At 56.8% G+C, this 20514-nt stretch carries 14 protein-coding genes, 1 tRNA gene and 1 pseudogene; 5 read left to right on the forward strand and 11 right to left on the reverse strand.

Going from position 1 to position 20514, the window contains the following annotated elements; all coding sequences use genetic code 11:
• Positions 1-12 precede the first annotated feature (12 nt).
• Together NOR97_RS00060 and NOR97_RS00065 are read left to right on the forward strand one after the other, a co-directional pair.
• A complete protein-coding gene (locus NOR97_RS00060) occupies positions 13-1458 on the forward strand; it encodes a cryptochrome/photolyase family protein (RefSeq protein ID WP_257599846.1) in 1446 nt (481 codons plus the stop codon).
• A 15-nt stretch (positions 1459-1473) separates the two neighbouring features.
• Positions 1474-1722: a hypothetical protein gene (locus NOR97_RS00065; protein ID WP_257599847.1), complete on the forward strand. Its 249-nt coding sequence runs from the start codon at positions 1474-1476 to the stop codon at positions 1720-1722.
• Positions 1723-1907: 185 nt separating this feature from the next.
• Here NOR97_RS00065 and NOR97_RS00070 read toward each other — a convergent pair whose 3' ends face one another.
• The 5 genes and pseudogenes from NOR97_RS00070 to NOR97_RS00090 all read right to left on the reverse strand — a co-directional run.
• Positions 1908-2759: an IS3 family transposase gene (locus NOR97_RS00070; protein ID WP_257599848.1), complete on the reverse strand. Its 852-nt coding sequence runs from the start codon at positions 2757-2759 to the stop codon at positions 1908-1910.
• Positions 2760-2767: 8 nt separating this feature from the next.
• Positions 2768-2968 carry a hypothetical protein gene (locus NOR97_RS00075; RefSeq protein ID WP_257599849.1) on the reverse strand — a complete coding sequence of 67 codons (201 nt, stop codon included), beginning with the start codon at positions 2966-2968 and terminating at the stop codon, positions 2768-2770.
• Positions 2969-3074: 106 nt separating this feature from the next.
• The gene (locus NOR97_RS00080; RefSeq protein ID WP_257599850.1) at positions 3075-3581 is read right to left on the reverse strand and encodes a hypothetical protein; all 507 of its coding nucleotides are present in this window, start codon (positions 3579-3581) and stop codon (positions 3075-3077) included.
• A 19-nt stretch (positions 3582-3600) separates the two neighbouring features.
• Positions 3601-3694 (reverse strand) — tRNA-OTHER (locus NOR97_RS00085).
• An 808-nt stretch (positions 3695-4502) separates the two neighbouring features.
• A pseudogene (locus NOR97_RS00090) lies at positions 4503-4915 on the reverse strand (transposase); the annotation flags it as partial.
• Between the two features lie 258 nt (positions 4916-5173).
• On the opposite strand from NOR97_RS00090, the gene NOR97_RS00095 reads away from it, so the two are divergent.
• Positions 5174-5770, forward strand: a complete 597-nt coding sequence (locus NOR97_RS00095; RefSeq protein ID WP_257599851.1) for a TetR/AcrR family transcriptional regulator — start codon at positions 5174-5176, stop codon at positions 5768-5770.
• A 122-nt stretch (positions 5771-5892) separates the two neighbouring features.
• Positions 5893-6999 (forward strand): alkene reductase, encoded by a 1107-nt coding sequence (locus tag NOR97_RS00100; protein ID WP_257599852.1) that lies wholly within the window; start codon positions 5893-5895, stop codon positions 6997-6999.
• A 512-nt stretch (positions 7000-7511) separates the two neighbouring features.
• Here NOR97_RS00100 and NOR97_RS00105 read toward each other — a convergent pair.
• The 5 genes from NOR97_RS00105 to NOR97_RS00125 form a co-directional block, all read right to left on the reverse strand.
• Positions 7512-9011, reverse strand: a complete 1500-nt coding sequence (locus tag NOR97_RS00105) for an AMP-binding protein (RefSeq protein ID WP_170347396.1) — start codon at positions 9009-9011, stop codon at positions 7512-7514.
• Positions 9008-10411, reverse strand: coding sequence for an aldehyde dehydrogenase family protein (locus NOR97_RS00110; protein WP_257599853.1), 1404 nt, complete (start codon positions 10409-10411; stop codon positions 9008-9010). The genes NOR97_RS00105 and NOR97_RS00110 overlap by 4 nt, the downstream gene beginning before the upstream one ends.
• 64 nt (positions 10412-10475) lie before the next feature.
• Positions 10476-11438, reverse strand: coding sequence for a tripartite tricarboxylate transporter substrate binding protein (locus NOR97_RS00115; protein ID WP_257599854.1), 963 nt, complete (start codon positions 11436-11438; stop codon positions 10476-10478).
• A 49-nt stretch (positions 11439-11487) separates the two neighbouring features.
• Positions 11488-11958 carry a tripartite tricarboxylate transporter TctB family protein gene (locus tag NOR97_RS00120; protein ID WP_257599855.1) on the reverse strand — a complete coding sequence of 157 codons (471 nt, stop codon included), beginning with the start codon at positions 11956-11958 and terminating at the stop codon, positions 11488-11490.
• Positions 11955-13466: a tripartite tricarboxylate transporter permease gene (locus tag NOR97_RS00125; protein ID WP_257599856.1), complete on the reverse strand. Its 1512-nt coding sequence runs from the start codon at positions 13464-13466 to the stop codon at positions 11955-11957. The genes NOR97_RS00120 and NOR97_RS00125 overlap by 4 nt, the downstream gene beginning before the upstream one ends.
• Before the next feature lie 99 nt (positions 13467-13565).
• Here NOR97_RS00125 and NOR97_RS00130 point away from each other — a divergent pair, with 99 nt between their 5' ends.
• Positions 13566-14606, forward strand: a complete 1041-nt coding sequence (locus NOR97_RS00130) for a LacI family DNA-binding transcriptional regulator (protein ID WP_257599857.1) — start codon at positions 13566-13568, stop codon at positions 14604-14606.
• Positions 14607-14888: 282 nt separating this feature from the next.
• Here the strand turns inward: NOR97_RS00130 and NOR97_RS00135 are convergent, their stop codons facing one another.
• Positions 14889-20501: a RecQ family ATP-dependent DNA helicase gene (locus tag NOR97_RS00135; protein WP_257599858.1), complete on the reverse strand. Its 5613-nt coding sequence runs from the start codon at positions 20499-20501 to the stop codon at positions 14889-14891.
• Between the last annotated feature and the right edge of the window lie 13 nt (positions 20502-20514).

Genomic DNA, 20514 nt, shown 5'->3' on the forward strand with positions numbered 1-20514 from the left:
CAGCACCCCGGTGTGGCTGCCCGACCCGACGCGGTTGTGCTTTTCGAAGACCCGCTTTTCTTTGGCGATGCGTTTTATCCTGCCATGATGCACAAGCAAAAGCTTTGGCTGCACCGTGCTTCCATGACGCGCTATCGCGATGGCTTGGTCGCCAAGGGATTTGATGCCGCGATTTGGCCCTTTGAGCGGCAGCCGGGCGCTTGCCTGCGCCTGTTTCAAAGTCTGCGGGACCGCGGCATCAGCCATATAATCATGGTTGATCCGGTAGACTTCATTGCAGAAAAACGTCTTCGGGCGGCGGCTGGCAGAACCGATATCACGCTCGATTTCAAACCATCACCTGGTTTTTTGAACACTCGGGCCGACAATCAGGATTGGTTTGCCGGTCGCAACCGCTGGTTCATGGCAGAGTTCTACAAAAGCCAACGCCGCCGCTTGAATGTGTTGATGGACGGCGGTCAACCGGCGGGGGGACAATGGAGCTTTGACAAGGAAAACCGTAAGAAAGTGCCCAAGGCGCTGTTGGGCAGCCTGCCTTGGATCGACTGGCCTTCCCATGACGCGGTTGATGAAGCCGCGAAAGCAAGCGTACTTGATGATTTTCCAGAAGCATTGGGCAGCTTGGATACGTTGTACTATCCGACATCACACAAAGATGCGTCCGACTGGCTGGCGCAGTTTCTGGAACGGCGGTTTGATCACTTTGGCGACTATGAAGATGCCATTGTTGCGGGTGAAAGCTGGCTGTGGCATGCCGTTCTCACGCCAGCCTTGAACATTGGATTGTTGACGCCCAAACAGGTCTTGGACGCTGCACTGGCGCATGCGGATCGCAAGGGTATTCCCCTGAATTCGGTAGAAGGTTTCATCCGCCAGATCATTGGCTGGCGTGAGTTTATGCGTGCAACCTATGAAAGCCTGGGTGTGCCGATGCGCACTACAAATCACTGGGGCCATCACCGACCAATGCCCCGCGCTTTCTACGACGGAACCACTGGTATTGATCCGCTGGACGACACGATCAAAAGGGTGCTCAAGACAGGGTATTGTCATCATATTGAACGCCTCATGATTTTGGGCGGATTTATGTTTCTGTGCGAAATTGATCCGGATCATGTCTATCGCTGGTTCATGGAAATGTTCGTCGACAGCTATGATTGGGTGATGGTTCCCAATGCCTACGCGATGAGCCAGCATGCCGATGGCGGGTTGATCACCACCAAACCGTACTTTTCGGGTTCAAACTATGTTCGCAAAATGAGCAATTGGGGCAAAGGGCCCTGGGCCGACATTTGGGACGGGCTTTATTGGCGCTTTATCCTGAAACACAGCGATAGACTGGCTGGCAATCCCCGATGGGCGATGATGTGCCGTACGGCTGAACGGATGTCGCCAGAGGCCAAGAGCACGCACATAAAGACGGCTGAAGCTTTTTTGCGACGGATGACACAAGCATGAACACTATGGTGGCGCGTGACGGATATTGAGGTCACATCCCGTGATCAACTGTGGGAGTGGCTGAGCACGCATTTTGCCCAACGTGATAGCGTCCGGCTGATCACGTGGAAGGCGGCACATCCGCAGAAATATGTCAGTCGGGACGAGGTGCTGGATGCGCTGATCGCGCATGGTTGGATTGATGGAAGACGATTTACAATCGATGAAGACCGGACGGCGCAATTGATCAGCCCGCGAAAACAGCAAGCTTGGTCCAAAAGCTAAAACGACAGAGCAGAGCACCTTAGGCAAGAAGGCTTAATGCACCCCGCAGGAGAGGCGTCTATAAAATCCAGTAAGGCGTCAGGGCTATGGAACTTCTTTGATGACGTCGATGCTCTGGTTGTGCCAGACGATTTATCCGGTGAATTTGAGCTACTCCCCAATGTTTGGACAGTTTCCAGCGTGATTTAAGCTACTCTTTGCTCCTGCTGACCGGGTTGGGTTACGTCTTTTCTCAGCCAGTAGACCACGGCTGGGGGTTTGCCGCCAAGGGCGGAATGGGGGCGCTTGCGGTTGTAGAACTCGATCCACTTGCCGACACCGGTCCTGGCCTTTGATCCGGTCTCCCATGCGTGCAGGTAGACGCATTCGTATTTCAGGCTCCGCCAGAGGCGCTCGACAAAGATGTTGTCGAGGAAACGGCCCTTGCCGTCCATCGAGATGCGCACGCAGGATCGGCGCAGCCGGTCAGTCCAGGCAAAAGACGTGAACTGGCTGCCCTGGTCGGTGTTCATGATCTCGGGCGGGCCGAACCTGGCGATGGCCTCGGTCAGCGCCTCGACACAGAAGTCGGCCTCCAGCGTATTCGAGATGCGCCAGGCCAGCACCTTGCGCGTGTGCCAGTCCATGATCGCCACAAGATAGAGGAACCCCCGCCGCATCGGCAGATAGGTGATGTCGGCGGCCCAGACCTGGTTGGGCCGATCCACCCGCAAACCGCGCAGCAGATATGGATGCGTCTTGCGCCCCTTCGCCGCCTTGCTGGTGCTGGGCTTCTGATAGATCGGCATCAGGCCCATCAGCCGCATGAGCCGGCGGATGCGCTTTTCATTGACCAGATGGCCTTCGTTGCGCAGGTGCCAGGTCATCTGCCGGACGCCGAAGAACGGCGTCTCAAGGAATTGTTCATCAATTTGGCGCATGAGCATCAGGTTCATCGCCGTCTCGCCCTTGGGCGCGTAGTAGAACGACGACCGCGAGATCGACAGCAGCCTGCACTGCTTGCCGATCGACAGGTCGGGGTTGTCCGGTTCGATCATACCCCGCCTCACTTCATGCCCCAAGGTTTGAGCTTTCGTGACAAAAAATCGTTGGCCACGGCCAGCTCCCCGATCTTGGCGTGCAGCTCTTTCAACTGCTCTTCGTCAATCTCGGGCTTCTTGGCGCTACCGCGCTCGAACACGCCGGATGCGCCTTCCAGCAGCGCCTTCTTCCAGGCATGGATCATCGTCGGATGTAGCTGTCTCAACCACATCACATCGAAGAGCTGTCCGTATTCATGAGCTTCCGGGCGTAGTCCTCGTCATCGTAGGCTTCCATGATCTTTTCGAAGGTCACTTGTTGTTCGGCGGTCATCACCATTCCTTCTTCACGCACGCGGGGCACCGATTACGGTCATCCGTTCGGTCGATCTGAGCGAAAAAGCCACAGACCGAGCACGTCATTTGATCTCGAATGGGTTCCTTTTGAACGCCAAACAGCCGGTGCCGTTCCGGATGGCGCTTGCTAACGACATCATGCCCGCACCAACAACAAAGTGTCTTGTACCAGCCGTCCAGAAGTTGGGTCTCGGCACTATTCCCGCATCGTTCACAGCTGTGATTTGCACGCGCAATCGTCTCAGCGATCATCGACTGGATGTGTCGATCATCACACCTGTGGTAGATGCGGAGCTCTCCCAGCTTCTCCTTGATCTGGAGGACAAAGGGGTAGGTGGCACCCTTCAGATCGCAGTATTCCTTAACCTCCGTGAAGAGCTTTGTGACCAAGCCGGACCAGCCTTCGGGTGTGCGTCCGAGGCTCTCTTCGACCGATTGCTTGATGTCGTTGAAATCAATTGCGTTCGAAACGTCGTCCGCCATGTCGGACACCTCCTGAGGATGGTAGGAGGCGTCGGAATCGAACCGACTCGCGCACTCTAATCTGGAGCAATTACAAGGATATAAGCCTCGCCCGCATACCAATGCTGCCTCCCACGGATTTCGCGTGGGTTATCGACCTCAGGCCGATATTCGATGGCAGTGGATGCGTGTATACGTCATGACCGGAAGCTGAACCAGTTAGGGCCACCGTGTCAAGTCGGAGTGCGCGCCAGCCCGAGATTCACCGCGTAGTTCTGGGAACCTTCTAGCTTAACGTGTGCCCAAATGACTGAAGCAACTTGTTTGGAGGGTTGGTCAGCTTGGCGTAGGTCTCACATAGTGAGACGATTCGACACTCGATGTTCAAGGTTAGAACTCAGCATCTACGCTGAAGAACAAAATACGACGGATCAAATCTCGCGAAAGTGACCGAGCTTCTAGGGTTAGTTCAAATACTGCGGCTTGTCTGCATCCACCTGCGTGACGCGGGATTAGCATAGGACTCTATCCAGTTGCGACCAGTCGATGGTTCGCAACAGCCCTTCAACGGGCTCCGGGTTTAGCGTTCTGTTTCGACCGATATGTTCTATGACGTGACGTATCAGCCGAATGCATATCAAGCCCCCATCGCCGGAGTTTTTTTGGGATCTATCGCAAGCGTGCAAGTGAACTGCATTCTGCAAACGAGAGTTGAAATTTGCTAATCAAAGCGTAGCTGTGATTGAAGGAAAATAACAAAAAGTTGTAGGGCTTGTTCAGAAACCACTGTCAATTGAGCGTGCACTTTGAACCACGCAAACTTATGGGCAAATCGTGCAAAGTTATGCGCAAACGTCGCGTAAAGTTATGGGCGAAGACACCCGAGTTTTCTAAACAAAATCAATGATGGCGATGCAGCGTTATGAGCGCACCTACATTGTTGTAGGTGCGCTTGTCGTATTTCACCGGTTTCGTCCGCTGTTTCCGGAAAGGGATGCAGGTGCGTATCCCGTTGTCTTTCAACGCTTCTCGGAACCAGTCGGCGTCATAGCCGCGAACTCCGAGCAGCCAGTCGACATCCGGCAGGCTGCTCAGCAATGCCCGTGCGCCGGTGCAATCGCTGACCTGCCCGGCGGTGACGAAGAAGTTGATCGGGCGCCTCAGGCTGTCCCAGATGGCGTGCAGTTTGGTGTTCACGCCGCCCTTTGTGCGGTCAATCAGGCGTCCACGCCCCCCTTTTTGACGCCCGGACTGGACGCTGTGCGATGGGTCTTCTGATAGGTGGCGTCGATCATGACGGTCCCTTCTTCACCGTGCCCGGTAGCCAAACCGACCATCATCCGGGCGAAGATGCCCTGTTCGTGGCTTCTCTCGGACCGGTGGCGTTCAGCCACTCACCTTCACCGCTTTCAGCGGTTGTACAGGGTCTTGTGCGGCGGTATTCCCTGGGCGCGTCCCGCCACTGCTCTCGCCGCCACTTTCATCTTCTGGCTATGAAGCAAGAATGAGACCGGACCCAAAATTCCATTCTCTGGCCATAATATGGACTGACTATTCCAAAAATTGCCTACCGCCACCTTGAATTTCTGGACCAATCATTCCAAATCATACGCATGAGCACAGAAACTCTCCCAATTACCGACATCAAGCCGACCGCAGGCCCGGGTCGGCCTCGTGCCTTCGACGAAGCCGAGGCTTTGGAGAAAGCCTTGTGCGTATTCTGGCACAAGGGCTACGAGACCGCGTCCGTGGACGATCTGACCAAGGCCATGGGTTTGAGTCGGTCCAGCTTTTATGGAGCATTTGGCAACAAGCAGGCTTTGTTTCACAAAGCCCTCAGGCACTATTCAAGGCGTGGTTTGAAAGCTCTGCGTGACGTCGCGGACGCGGGCGGAGATGACCCCGTTGGTGCGATAATGGAAGCTTTGGCGAACCCGCGAGGAGGTCGTGACGGCTGCATGCTGATCAATTGCCTTACGGAGCTTGCTCCTCATGATGATGAAGTGGCGGCTCTCGGGCGGCAGCATTTGGAGAGTATTGACGAGATTATTGCGAGAGCGCTTGAGCCTTCAAATCCGGGACAGGCACTCGACAAGGCACGCGCCTTTGCATCCCTTGCAATCGGCACACTAGCCTTCCGCAAGGCGGGCGTTCCCGCTGAGCAGATATCGCAAACCCTGAAACAAGCCCGGTTGGTGATTTCGCTATAAGGCCTCCTGCCACCATAAGGAAATGAAACCTAACACAAACTCAATCAAGAGACAGTGACCCTAATATTGGACTGATCGGTCCAATAATATCTGAACGAAGTTTACCAAAGAAGGAAACAGCAATGGCTGATGAAAAACTGTTCTCCGGCATCAAAGCTGGTGCAATCGAGCTGAAAAACCGCATTGTCATGGCGCCACTGACCCGCAACCGGGCAAGAGCCGAGGATGACAGTGTCCATGAATTGCAGGCGAAGTACTACGCGCAGCGGGCAGGTGCTGGTCTGATCATCACGGAAGCATCGCAAATCTCGCCCCAGGGCAAAGGCTATGCCTGGACGCCCGGCATATATTCCGAAGCGCAGATCGACGGCTGGAAAAAAGTGACTGACGCCGTCCATGCCAAGGATGGGAAGATCGTAATCCAACTTTGGCATGTGGGCCGGATTTCGCATACCAGCTTGCAGCAGGATGGCGGCGCCCCTGTAGCGCCATCCGCAATCGGCGCAAAGGCCAAGACCTTTGATGGCGAGCAGTTTGTTGAAACATCGGAACCGCGGGCTCTGGCCATCGAAGAAATTGCAGGCATTGTCGCCGACTACCGGAAGGCCGCAGAAAACGCCATGAAAGCCGGATTTGACGGTGTCGAGGTCCATGCCGCCAATGGATATCTGATCGATCAGTTCCTGCGCGACGAGTCCAACAAGCGTGAAGACGAATACGGCGGTCCTGTCGAGAACAGAGCGCGGTTCCTGAAAGAAGTCATGGACGCCGTTGTCGACGTGTGGGGTGCCGACCGCGTCGGTGTCCGCCTCAGCCCGTTCTCGAACGCCAACAACATTTCCGACAGCGACCCGCAGGCGACATTCGCACATGCGATCAAATTGCTGAATGGCTATGGGTTGGCCTATCTCCATCTCGTAGAAGGGCAGACCGGCGGCCCGCGCGATATTCCGGAAGGTGGTGACCTGAAGGCGCTCTATGAATTGTTTGACGGAGTGAAAATGGGCAACAACGCTTATGACCGAGACATGGCGATTAAAGCGGTTGAGACCGGCGCCGTCGATCTGGTGGCCTTTGGTCGGCCGTTTATTTCCAACCCGGATCTTGTCAACCGGCTGGAGAAAGGCGCCGCGCTGAATGAGCTCGATCCAACCACTCTCTACGGCGGCAATGAAAAAGGGTACACCGATTATCCGGCACTGGAAGAGGAAGCGGTCGCCGCAGAGTGATACATCGCTCTTAGCCCCGTAGTGACGGGCAATACCAAGCATAGTGAGCGCGCCGGCTTGGACGCGCTCACCTGGCAGTTACGGAAACATCCGTTCTTGAAGCGAGGATCTATCACAAGCCTGCGAATAAACTGCTTCCCTATGATCAGGGTTGAATGTTTCCAATCAGAATGCACTCTTGATTGAGAGGCGCCCGGTTTTAGTTGAAGAAGATGTGCGGTGATTACCATCAATTGAACGCGTTTCTCGAACAGCGCAAAGTTATAGGAAAATCGTGCAAATTCATGCCCAAATGCCGCGCAAAACTATGCGCGAGAATACGCAAAATTTCTAAACAAAATCAATGTTGGCAATGCAGCGTTACGAGCACACCTACACAGGTCGGGTTGAGCTTTGGTTCCGGTCGAAGCCTCGGGAATGTCGTCATTGGCCAACGTTGTGCATGCGCCCGCCCTGGCTTGCATATCGGATATTGCACGCCTGTTTGCGGGGCCTCCATGGGCTGCAATCGGTCACTGTGTCAAAACAGGCAGCTTGATCCTTTGGATCTTTCCAGATGGCCCCTTTGGCAAGTCTTGCAACAAGTGCACCCTATCAGGCGATTTGAAAGCACCCAGCCGTTGGACGCAAATCGCGATGAGTTGGTCGGATGAAACGCTTGACCCGGTTCGCAATTTGACGGCGGCCTCGACGCGTTCACCGTAGGTTTTGCAAGGGCGCGCAAATGCGGCAGCCTCGATCACGTCAGGGTGCGAATAGAGAGCTTCGTCGATTTCACGTGGGGCGATGTTTTCTCCGCCCTTTATGATCAGCTCTTTCAACCGGCCCGTCACGAAGAAGTAGCCGTCTTCGTCCATGTGCCCCAGGTCTCCGGTGCGCAGCCAGCCATCGGGCGTGAATGTCGCGCGCGTGGCATCCGGATTCTTCAGGTATTCTCTCATCACATTGGGGCCACGTACGGCGATTTCGCCCTTGGTGTTTGGCGGCAGGGGGGTCAGATTTGCCGACAGGATACATGCCTCGTTGCCGTAAGCTTTGCCCGGCGATCCGATTTTGCGGACGCCCGGCGGTAGCGGGTTGGACAAGATCTGTGCGGCTGTTTCCGTCAGGCCCATTGTTTCTACGATGGGGACTTCAAAACGGGTTTCGAACGCGGTTTGTACATCCGGTGCAAGCGGCGAGGATGCCGAGCGGCCGAAACGAAGACGTGCTCTGGTTTCATGCGCGGGTGTCAAATCGGAATGCAGCAAGTGCGAGATAATGGTCGGCACCACCGAAAACCACGTGGCCTTGGCGCTCTGGCACTGGTCCCAGAATTTGCGCGTTGAAAACTTTTCGGCCACGGCCAGGGAACCGCCGGAAACAAGCGCGCTCAGCACGGTCACGCAGAGCCCGTTGATATGATAGATCGGCAGCACGCAAAGACCACGATCCGCCGGTGTCAGCTTGTGCGCAACGGTGGGGGTCCATCCACCTGCCAGCAGGCTGACGTGACTATGCACGACCCCCTTTGGGCGACCGGTTGTCCCTGAGGTATACATGAGCAGCGCGTCGTCATCGGGACCAAGCGCATGGAGATCAGGGGCCTTGTCGAAACGAGCGGCAGAATACCGCGTCATCTCTTTGGGGCGAACTCTGTCGAACAGATCGGTCTGCGCGTTGCCGACGAACGCAATTCGTGCGTCGCAATGTCCCAACGCATATCCAATGGCCTCGTCCCCGGCGACAAGGTTGATGACCGTTGCGCGGAACCCGCCATAAAGCACGCCGTAGAGGCATTCTATCGCCTCGCGCCCATTCGGTTGAAGGATGGCAACGCTGGCCCCCTTGTCCAATCCCTGCGCTGTCAGATTTTCGGCCAGTTTTCGTGCCCGATCCCTCAGGGTTGACCAGGTTAGCGCAGCTTCTCCGTCGAAAAACAGATAGGCATCACGATCACCGATGGTGCTTGCGCGTTCGTCCAGCCAGCTGCGGATTGTCCCGCCTGGGGGCATCTGATCGTCCATGCTCATGCCCCCGCATCAGCCCAGTATTCCGCGAAGATATCTTCGACGGAGGGTTCAATTGCCGGGATTTCACGGACGATTTTGGTGCTTTGGACAAAGTGCTTCCAATGCAGGTTCTCATCAATCGCATTGCCACCCCAACTGCCACATCCCATCGAAAGCGAGAAAGGCATGCCGTTGTTGAATGACCCTCCGGTCGCAAAGGTGTGAGCCTGATTGACGATTACGCGGCAGGTGGGCATCGAGGCACCCAACGCCACCGCACGGGCATCTTCGGCGGTGTGTATCCCGATGGAATGCCCCGCGCCCTGATACTGCAAGATTCGAGCGGCAATGGCTTGGGCGTCCTCGAAATCGTTTGCACGATAGAGCGCGGCCACGCGGCTTAGTTTCTCTCCCGAAAGCGGATGATCCGGACCGACCCCCTTGGTTTCAACTGCAAGGAACCTGGTGTTTTCAGGCACCTGACCAACCATGCCCAGTGCCTTGATCATCCTGTCGGCGTCCTGTGCGATCACTTCGCGGCTCAGATGCCCATCCGGCCAGAGCTTTGAGACGATCTGGTTTTCGTCCTTCACCAATGTGCCTCCCTCATCGGCAAGGGCTGCGACGAAATCATCATAGATTGCGTCGACGGCGATGATCGCGTTTTCGGACGAACAGGAGGTCGCATTGTCGAAGGTCTTGGAGGCCGTGATCTTCCGGGCAGCGGCCTTCAGGTCAGCTGTCTCATCGACGATCACGGTGACATTGCCCGCGCCGACGGCCACCGCAGGGGTGCCGCAGGTCTGCGCGCGATGCACATTGTTTTGACTGCCGGTGCAGATCACCCGGTCGCTGAGCTCCATCATCGCCTGAGTCTTGGCCTTGGAACCCGGCGGAGGAATCATCTGGACCAGATCGTGATCCAGCCCCAGTTTGTCGAACTCGGCATGAATGTAACGCAAAAGCAGCTCGCAGCTTGCGACGCCTTTGGGTGACGGTGCGACAACAACCGAATTGCCGCATTTCAACGCGTTGATGATGTTGTTGGCGGGTGTGGCTGCCGGGTTCGTCGACGGCACCACGGCGCCAATCACTCCGATTGGGCGCGCAATCTCGGTGATGCCGGTACTTGCATCCTCATGGATGATCCCATGGGTTCTGACGCCTTTTATGTCGCGCATCAGGCCAAGGGTCTTGCGATGGTTCTTGATCACCTTGTCCGGCACGTTGCCCAGTCCTGTCGTCTCGACCGCAAGTTCGGCCAAAGCCCTGTTGCGTGAAGGCTCCATGATCGCCCAGGCAGCAGCAGCGGCTGCGCGGTCATAGCGCGTCTGGCTGGCGCCGGCTTCGTATTCCTTCTGAGCGGCGCGCGCACGGGTCATGATCAAACTGACTTGGGCGATATCATCATGTGCATTCATCATTGAATTCCTGTTGGTGGGGACAGGGCGGAAACCGCCCCATCCTGTGCCACTGCTCAAATCGTCAAAGACCCGCCAGAAGCTCTTGCAGGGTTTCCTGACGTGCGGCCCACATCTGTTGAACCTCTTCGCGGGTCATGATGTGCATGGGTGACCCACCGGCTTTCATTTTTCCTGCCACCCGCGCGTTCTTGAACATCTCCGGGACTGTTGCGGCCAGTTTGTCGATGACCTCTTGCGGGGTGCCCTTGGGGACCATGACACCGCGGAAATTCACGCTGGCATTGTCGATGTCATAACCTTGCTCTTTAAGTGTGGGGACGTCCGGCAGGAACGCGTTGCGTTCCAGATCGAACACGCCAAGGATTTTGACATTTCCGGCTTCTTGAGCGCGGAACGCATCGGACAGGTTGTTCACGCCGCCCATGACGTCGCCTGCAATCACGGCCTTCATGGCCGCCGCACCGCCGCCCTTGGTCGGGATGTACGCCATTTTGACCCCGGCTTCCTTCTCAAGCTGCAAGGCGGCGATGTGGTGCCCGACGAACAGGCCCGCACCCGAAAAGGTCAGCTTCCCCGGGTTCTCCTTGGCATAGTTCACCACTTCTTGCATGGAATTGAAGGGGCTGTCCTTGGCCACGACGAATACCGCAGGATCTGCGCCCCAGTTGGCGATGGGCTCGAAACTGTCTGCCGAATATTCAACGCCGCCCTTGATCGACTGGGCGATGAAATGCGGGATGTTGTAAGCCGCCAGCGTGTAGCCATCAGCCTCGGCCTGTGTCGCAAACCAGTTCCAGCCGACACGGCCACCTGCCCCCGGCTTGTTGATGATCGCGATGGGCATTCCAAGCGCGTCTTCGTTGCCCGCAGTCATTGTGACGATACGCGCCTGAAAGTCGGTGGCGCCACCCGCACCATAACTGACCATCATCATGATGGGGCGTTCGGGGTAGTCCTGCGCCACGGCCGCGCCACCGGTCAGGGACATCAGCGCCAGTGCAGCGCCTGCCAGTAGATATTTCATTTCAGATCCTCCCTTGGATTTGCGTAAGCCGCTTTTCGCGCGGTCTTTTTCAGAAAAGTATTTCTCGTGGCGTGTAAACTTTGAGAAGCATGGCGAAGAGCCCATACATTATGGCCAAGTACCCGATCGTGATGATCACACGCCTGGTCCAGGTTTTGATTTCGCCATGCGGTGCAGGGTCATAGAAGCTGAGCAGCAAGAAGAATGTGATCGTTCCGGCGGTGTAGAACCCCAGCGCCTTGGCGGCCCAAAAGATGTAGATGAGCGCGATAGCCAAGCCAGGCAGAAGCCAAATGAAATCCTTGCGCGAGACGCCGTTGCCCACCTTGGTCCAGCCCAGAAGCGCCTTAGCAAACGTCCACAGGGCCAGAACGACAAACACGGTCGAAATCAGGCGTGGGAACAGGAAGGCTTCGGCCGGTTGCTGGGTATAGCTGACCCATGCCACCCAGATCCCGACGGCGGCAATGACGCCGGACGCCACGACATGTTGTGCGCGTGGAAGACTGACGGAACTCATGCCATGATCTCCTCTTTTGATATGTAGCGACGACTGCGAAGCTCCATCCAGACTGAATAGGCGATTGAAGCGATGACGATTGCGATCAGAACGATGTTCAGCGTTCCCGTCAGGAAATAGCTGGCCATTCCTTCGGTGGCGCCTGCAATCATCGAACCTTGAATGAAGTTCGCCTCGGCAATCGGGCCAAGGATCAGGCCAAGCACCAGTGGCGCAGCTGAAAAGCCAAAACGCTCGAGGAAGTACATCATGACTCCAAGAGCCGCCATGACATAGACGTCGCCCATGCTGGACTGAACTGAATAGCTTCCGAAGACTGCCAGGCCCAGAACAACTGCGGCCATGACGCTTTGCGGTACCTGCGCCACCCGGGCGGCAAGACCAGCGACATAAAGCCCGAAGATGCACATCAACACCTGTCCGATCAGCATCGAGTTGATGAAGGTCCAGGCAACATCCGGGTGGTTGTCGAAAAGGTCCGTGCCCGGAAAAATCCCGTGGATCAACAGGCCGCCCAGCAACACCGCTGCGGTCGGCGACCCCGGGATCGAGAGCGTCAAAAGCGGAACAAGGCTGGGGCCGACCATGGCGTTGTTCGCACTTTCCGCCGCGATCACGCCTTCGCTGTGGCCCTTTCCGAATTTCTCGCGCTCTGGGCTGAATTTCTTGGTCTGGTCATAAGCGACCAAACCCGCGATCTGTCCACCGACACCCGGGATCAGACCGATGATCGAGCCGGTAACGGTGCCGATGCTCAGCGCTCTCGGGCGGCGCAGAAGCTCACGCACCGCATCCATGATCGAATGCTTTTCGACCTCGATCACTTCGGCATTTGCCGCATTGCGACCCTTGGCGAACATGGTCAGGACCTGAGGAATGGCAAAGAGCCCGATGAGCGCGGCGATGATGTTGATGCCGCCGCCAAGCGCCGGGTGGAAGATGAACCGTTGCGCCCCCATGATGTCATCGAAGCCAATGGTCGCAAGCCAGAGACCGATGCATCCCGACAGCAATCCTTTGACAACGGATGCACTATCCAGCGACCCAATGACGGTTACGCCCAGGATGGCGAGCCAGAACAGGTGGCTTGGTCCAAAGGCCAACGCCCATTGCGCAAGAACCGGTGTCAGGAAGATGAGCAGAAGCACTCCGATCACCCCCCCAACGGCAGATGCCAGAAAGCTCAGCTGCAACGCCTGTGCGCCCTTGCCCTGCCTGGCCATCGTATGCCCATCCAGCGTCGTGGCGATGTTTGCGGGCGCTCCGGGGATTTTCAGAAGGATGGCGCTGACCGCGCCGCCCGCGACCGTCGAGGTATAGGCCGCGCCAAGAAGGATCAGCCCCTGAACGGGTGCCAGATGAAACGTGAATGGGATCAGCAGGGCCACGGCCATGGTGGGCGACAGTCCGGGGGTTGCCCCCAAAATCAGCCCGCCAATCGTGCCCAGGAGCAACAGCCCGAACGAGACCGGTGTGAAGACATCTCCGAAGTAATACAGAAATTCCACGTTGCATCCCTGTGTTTGTTTGCGCGTTGACATTTTAGGCTAAGAGATGAAAATAGTTTTGCAAATGTTTTCATAAAAAGCCTCGAATGAGCAAAATTTATGGTTAAAAAACATAAAGATAAGCCGGATATTGTCGCCGTCGCCAAGGTTGCCGGTGTTTCCATCTCGACAGTTTCGAGAAGCTTCAATCACCCGGAATTGCTCAAGCCGGCGACTCGAAAAAAGATTGACCGGGCGGTGCAGAAGCTTGGTTACATTCGCAACCGAGCCGCGCAAGTCATGCACGGCCGACGCAGCGGAACTGTCGGGCTGGTGGTGCCGACAATCGACAACGCCATCTTCGCTGAACTGATCCAATCCTTCTCGGACGGGCTGGACCGGCATGGCTTCACGATGTTGATTGCTTCGCACGGGTTCGATCTGGAGCGCGAATACAAGATGCTGCGCAAACTGATGGAGCATCGCGTTGACGGGCTTGCGCTCATTGGGCTTGAACACTCGGAGGCGACCTATCAATTGATCGAACAACAGGGTGTTCCGTCGATTGCAATCTGGAACTATGACGATCAAGCGCGATTGTCTTGCGTGGGTGTTCAGAATTCAGAGGCTGGCCGTTTGTCCGCACGCCACTTGCTGGATTTGGGGCACCGCGACATAGGTTTGATCTTTCCCGACCCCGCTGGGAATGATCGCGCATATGACCGGTTGCACGGCGCCTTGGAAGAATTGCGATTGGAACGGATCGAGGTTCCCGAACAATGGCGCCTGGAAGCTCCCTACAGCATTTTGGAGGCCAAACGCGCCTGCATAAGCTTGTTGGATCATTCACCACGTCCCACCGCTATATTATGCGGCAATGACATTATCGCTCAGGGCGTGCTGTACGCGGCAAAACACTGCGGTGTGCGTGTTCCCGAAGACCTGTCCGTCATGGGAATAGGAGATTTCAAAGGCTCAAGCGAAATCGAACCGTCACTCTCGACCATTCGCATCCCGGCCAAGCGCATTGGCGCCCTGTCCGCGGAATTGATCACAAACATTGTCGCAGAGCATTCCGAAAGGATCACGACAACCAAGTGCGACCTGAAAGTGCTGACCAGGGCATCGACATCCACCCCATCAAGAGCGCCGTCCAGGTGAAGCTCGGGACGTCCTTCACCGATACAAGTTCCGAGACCGGTATCTTGACCGGGCGGTGTCGAAACATCAGCGTCGAAAGTCTGCTCTTTTGGTTTGTTGCCAATCAAATGCTCTTTTTGAGAAGGTCGATACTCCGCGTTGACCATGTTTTGCGCTTGTCGAAAAAACGCACAAGGAAGTCCCTTGAACGAACATCTTTGATCGCAGCATCACCCATGACCCTTGAACGTCCGGCACGGGGCCGTTCAGAGGCCACTTGATCTTTCCGAAGCAGCCAATCCATCAATCTTCGATCAGCGAAAAATCGTCATCGTCGTTCGATTTTCTTTTGCGGCTACCTGCTTTTCTGGATCGCCGTGGGCCTTTGGAAACATAGTCGTCGTTCAGCGCTTTTTCGACCAGCCAGGTCGCGTGGTGATCCGGGAAACCTTTGCCATAATGGCGGATCAGATCGATGTATTTGAAGCCAAGCGCAGAAATCTTGGTGATTTCTTCGCCGGTCGAAGCGTATTTGACGACAAGGCCGCCGCCCTTGGGCGCCAGTACTATGTTTTTCTCTGCCAACGCCGCCGAAAGACCATCCCAGGAACCTGTCTCGGCAACAACTGTTTCGATGAACGTTTTGAGGTCGCGTTTCGGCGGATTTTCAATCTCCTGTGGTTCTGGAACCGAGACCTCCAAAGCCTGTGCAGAAGGGTGCGCCGTTTGTCGATATAGGTTTTCCCGGGCACGGTCCGTCTGGTCAGCCTCTGGGGCCGTCGGCATCAGCGGAGCATTCGAGGCTTCGGCATTCTCATGTCGGAAGATCAGCTCAGGCAGTACCGTCTCCCAGCTGTCGCGCCTGTGATAGTGTGCATAGTCTTCACTGCTGTCGATTTTGCGCCAATTGATAATCGCACCGATCTGACCAGAGGCGAACACATGCCCACGGGGGGGCTTCCACGATTTGGCCATACGTCCGACAACACGGTTTTGGGCGTCCAGCAAGACCCAATGAGGTTGTTGAAACACCAGGGAAAGAGAGTCCCCGACCTTGGCCGAGCGCACGGCCTTGTGCACGTCATGTGCATCCCCTTGGCGACCGGCGAACGACAAGTCCACGATATCCAGCGCAGGCATCTGGTATTTCGTTGCGGGCAACGAGGTTTCGTTCAGGTCGGGCGTCACGCGCCTGTGCAGAACTGAATCTGAACCCGATTTCAGAAACGGGTGCTCTCCGGATGTCAGCACGGTCAGGCTTTGCTGTGCACGGGTCATTGCCACGTAGAACAGGCGACGAGGAGCTTCGGGATCTTCTTCCTTCGAAACCCGCGTCCAGCCGCCGTTCAGAATGGCGACATGGTCGAATTCAAGGCCTTTCGCCCTGTGCGCCGTCAGCAACAGCAATCCGCGCTGTTCGCCCCGCGTATCCCGGGACCAGTCAGCAATCCATTCAATGATGTCAGGTACCGGCATAGTTTTGGTGCCCAACTCCCGGGCCAGCTCCGCCACACCTTCTGCCAGCAAATCCACCCATTTGTTGCGAGGTTGATCATTCAGGACCGTGAGGATGTCCTGAATACCCAGAAGTGCGCCTTGTTTCCCGCGCAGCCCGGATACCAGACGTTGGGTTTCCCTCAATCGCCAAACATTTGGAAGCTCTTCGTTGGCCATATCCACGCGCAATCCCTGCACCTCGGCATAGGTCCGAACGGCATCCAGTGATTTCCAGTCTCGGGAAATCACGGCAACGCGGGACCAGTTCCAATTGGGGTCCAGTCGAGAAAGGCGTATCAGTTCATCGATGGCTACCGCCGCTTGCGGCATGGCGCCGGGTGGGACGTCAAGCAGCTGCACTCGACCTTGGGCAACGGAATCCTTCTCCTCCAGACGCCCGCCACTGGGTTGGGAAACTCGCGCCTGATTTATCCTGATATCGTGGTCCGCCTTCATTCGATCAGCCGCTTTGGATATGACCTGATTGGCGGCCTCGACAATATGAGCCGTCGAGCGGTAATTCTCGATCAGAAATGATGGTCTGGCCTTGTAGTCCTCTTCGAACCTGCGGATGAAATCGACCGAGGCACCGTTGAAGGCATAGATATTCTGGTCATCATCGCCCACGGCAAACAGGCTGAGTTTAAGTTCGGCATCTTCCAGCGACCGACCTGCCACGGCGGAAATGAGCGCATATTCCTCTGGGCCAATGTCCTGATATTCGTCCACCAATATCCAGCGAAACCCTTGTATCAGGCTTTCGCGCTGTGCCTCGGCTTCGGCTTTGGTCAGCCCTTCGGGGCTGAGCTGGCGTACCGCCTCCAGAATGACATTGTCGAAATCTTCCGTTGCGGCCTCAACCCCGGCAAAACTGGCTCCAACCAGCTTCATTGCAAGCGAATGGCACGTCGAGATCGTGACCCCCGCCGCATCATCGCCCACCAGCGCCCGCAGCCGAACACGGATTTCGGCAGCAGCGTGGCGGTTGTAGGCCAGTACCAGAATACCGCGCGGGTCTTCACGCTTCATCCGCAACAGATAAGCGATCCGATGCACCAGAACGCGGGTCTTCCCCGATCCGGGGCCCGCCAGAACCAGAACATTGGTCTGGTCGCGATCGTCCGCGACGATGTCCTGTTGGACCTTGTTGCCCAGGTCATCGACAATGGCGGTCCAGGACTTGTTGGTTGTCTGTCGTCGGACCTCACGTGCCATGCCGGGCATCCAACGTTTCATGAACTGCTCTTTGTTGAGCAGAAAGTAATCTTCCGACAGGCGTTCGGCGTCCGTCATCCTGTCCAGACCGGTTTCCGCATAAGTTGCCATGACATGGGTCTGAAGCGTCTGTTCGGCGTAATGCTCTTCCAGAGGAAGGAAGTCGGATTGCGTGAACTGGCCGCCTTTCGGGTTGAGGAATATGGTCATGGCGGGGCGGAACACGGTCAGCCCTTTCCCCAATGTCAGCACGCCCTGTTCATGCATCCACAGCAGCGAGCGTTCCAAAAGCTTGGTCATGTCGCGCAGACCGCTGGATTTCAAAACGGCATCCTGCGTGAGCTGCGCCAGAAGGTCACCCACAGTGGTTTCAACCGGCAGGTCTTTGCCGCGCGCGCCTTTGTCAAGCCGCCCGGTCAGGAACTTCAGTAGAATTCCAGCCGCTTGCCACCGGAGCTCGGCCGTCTGGGCAATGACTTCCCACGATTTTATCCGCGTCACGTTCAGGGTGTTCCGGCTGATTTTGCGCAACCTGATATTGCCGGTGCCACCATCCTGCCCCTTGCCGTCCCGTGCTATGCCCCGGATCAGTTTGTCGATGATATAAGGGCGGGCATCGGTGTGGTCCTGATCGCGCAGACGCTGGCAGGTTTCCTGCAGGTTCAGGGGCATTGGCGTTTCTTTGTCGGCATCCGGTGCCAGTTCTCGCATCGATGCGATCAAATCCCGCTCCAGATTTGCAGCCTGCGTGAGGCGTCCGGAAGACGATTGCGCCACACCGACATGGATGAAGAGCGTGATCGCGACGTCGTTGCGCGCGATGCCAAAGCTTTCGAGATTGGCCATTGCCTTGGTCAGTGCACCGGGTGTCAAACCGCTGACGCCGCAGAGCTGATCGGTTGAGATCCCTTCATCCGCCGGGGCCAAAATCAGATGCTGCACGATGGCCAGCAATTGTTTGCGATACGCTTGGGTGATCTCCGCATCCGCAAGCCGTTGTTTCGCCTCGTCCAAGGTGCCGACCGTCAGCGAAGACGGGAAAATACGAACATGGTTCTCTTCGCGCGTGACAAGGGTCGCTTCCTCAAGCCATGACACCGCCGTCTTGACACGGGTGTCATCCGTCGCGCTGTCCCGTTCGAATTCTTGATCCTTTTCGTCTCGGACAATCTCACCCGCGGTGGCGACGATCTTGCCAGCCTTGCGTGTGCGCTCGTCGATCCGGCGCAGGGCTTTCAGAATGGCTCCGATTTCATGCCGTGCCAAACGCGAACCCGCAGACAGCCTGAACTGGCGCTCCACATCATCCCCGGCGTACAAAAGCACGCAATCGGCGTCTTCGCGGTCGCGTCCGGCGCGCCCAGCCTCCTGTAGGTAGTTTTCCAACGACCCGGGTATGTCTGCATGAACCACCAGCCGGATATCGGGTTTGTCGATGCCCATGCCAAAAGCGTTGGTGGCTGCGATCACCCGCAGGTCTCCGACCCGGAACCGTTCCTGGACATCGTGTTTGTCATCAGACCCGAGCCCGGCGTGGAAATGTGCAGCGTCCATGCCTTGTGATTTCAGAAACTCGGCAACGCGCTCGGTCTCTTTACGCGTCGCGCAATAGATCACGGCGCCGGATCGGCCCTCAGCGGGCAGCAACTCTTCGATCACTTTCAGGACATCGGTCAGTTTGCTGTTCTTAGTTGTAGGCCTGACATCAAATGTCAGGTTCTTCCGCGATGCCCCACCATCAAGCGACAGCAGTTCGACCCCGGCGCGAGACTGGAAATGCTCGACGATATCCGCGATCACCTCGGGTTTGGCGGTCGCCGTGAGGCAGAGGATCGGGGCAGGGGGCTGGTCGCCCGAGAACTCTTTGATGAACCGCCCCAGATACCTGTAGTCCGGCCTGAAATCATGACCCCATTTCGACACGCAGTGCGCCTCGTCAATAGCCCACAGGCCAACTTCGCGCTGTGCCAGCACCGACCGGATGGACGCACTGCGCAATTGCTCGGGCGAGATTATCAGAATGCCCGCATCGCCCATGCGGACCTTGTCCAGGGCGTCTTGTCGCTCGGGCATGGACATCTGACCATTCACAGTGACGGAACAGGAAATACCCACGCGCTCCATACCCTGAACCTGATCTGCCATCAGCGCGACCAATGGGGAAATGACCACGGTCAACGCCCCGATTTTGTCGAACCGCGACAAAGCGGGCACCTGGTAACACACGGACTTGCCGGTGCCTGTTGGCAGAATGCCCAACAGGCTGTTTCCGGACATTGCCTCATCGACAATGCGCTCCTGCAAGGGGTGACCATCTGGATCCACAGGCTGTGGGCGGAAACTGTCGAACCCGAACCACCTGTTCAGCGCACGGACCGGGTCATTCTGTTCCGCGCACCACAGGCAGGCGGGGTCTTTGCAGGACGTATCCCTGAGATGCCGGACAATCAGAGATGCCTCGCGAAACTGCGCCCGGACCCATGGCGGCATGACCGAGTCCCCTCCCGCTACGGTGATCCAGGACAGGGCATAGGCCATGGGCCATCCGTTTCGGGGATTGCCAAGCCGCCTCAGAGTCTGTTCGACCCTTTTGCCACAAGCCCGACCATCCAGCATCCGGCGGATGGCAGTGACGGCTTCATCCTGCGGCGGGCAATTGGCTTTTCGTAGGTACTGGAAAACCGCATCGAACCCTTCCGATTGTTCCATTCGGGTGGTCAGGTAGTGATAGGCTGCAAGGGCATCCGGCTCGCTTTGGGCAAGGTTTTGAAAAGCGTCGAGCTGATTGGCCAGTGCCTCAAAGACAAGCTGGGCGTCCAGTTCCGGATCATTGATATGCCCTGCGGCCAACCGCCCGTCGTGATAGTGTTTGACCAGATGGTGATAGGGGTTGCGCGGGAAGGCCAGCGGGTTCAGCCACAGCGTATCAATCGGGGCCTGCATGATCCGGCCCAGCCGTGGTCTGGCGGCGACCAGGTGTTCCATATCGTGGTGCAGAAAATTGTGACCAATCGGGTGTGAAACACTTGCGATGGCCTCTTCAAGGCGGTCGAGATTTTTCTCCAGCGCGCTGGCGCCCGACTTCAAAGCTGGTTGCTCATCGTTTCGAACGGCGGCAAAGGCAAATACCTTGGCGGTTTTGGGATCCACCTCCAGATCGATGGACAGACATTTGGAAAGAAATTCGGTATGTCGACCGTTCATTTGTGATGCGCAA

The sequence above is a fragment of the Ruegeria sp. YS9 genome, from assembly GCF_024628725.1.
Taxonomy (GTDB): Bacteria; Pseudomonadota; Alphaproteobacteria; order Rhodobacterales; family Rhodobacteraceae; genus Ruegeria; species Ruegeria atlantica_C.

Excerpts from the sequence above, each read along its gene's own strand:
- NOR97_RS00105 (WP_170347396.1), bottom strand. The coding sequence starts at position 9,011 with ATGAGCATGGACGATCAGATGCCCCCAGGCGGGACAATCCGCAGCTGG.
- NOR97_RS00135 (WP_257599858.1), bottom strand. The coding sequence starts at position 20,501 with ATGAACGGTCGACATACCGAATTTCTTTCCAAATGTCTGTCCATCGAT.
- NOR97_RS00080 (WP_257599850.1), bottom strand. The coding sequence starts at position 3,581 with ATGGCGGACGACGTTTCGAACGCAATTGATTTCAACGACATCAAGCAA.
- NOR97_RS00095 (WP_257599851.1), top strand. The coding sequence starts at position 5,174 with ATGAGCACAGAAACTCTCCCAATTACCGACATCAAGCCGACCGCAGGC.
- NOR97_RS00070 (WP_257599848.1), bottom strand. The coding sequence starts at position 2,759 with ATGATCGAACCGGACAACCCCGACCTGTCGATCGGCAAGCAGTGCAGG.
- NOR97_RS00120 (WP_257599855.1), bottom strand. The coding sequence starts at position 11,958 with ATGAGTTCCGTCAGTCTTCCACGCGCACAACATGTCGTGGCGTCCGGC.
- NOR97_RS00100 (WP_257599852.1), top strand. The coding sequence starts at position 5,893 with ATGGCTGATGAAAAACTGTTCTCCGGCATCAAAGCTGGTGCAATCGAG.
- NOR97_RS00115 (WP_257599854.1), bottom strand. The coding sequence starts at position 11,438 with ATGAAATATCTACTGGCAGGCGCTGCACTGGCGCTGATGTCCCTGACC.
- NOR97_RS00130 (WP_257599857.1), top strand. The coding sequence starts at position 13,566 with ATGGTTAAAAAACATAAAGATAAGCCGGATATTGTCGCCGTCGCCAAG.
- NOR97_RS00110 (WP_257599853.1), bottom strand. The coding sequence starts at position 10,411 with ATGAATGCACATGATGATATCGCCCAAGTCAGTTTGATCATGACCCGT.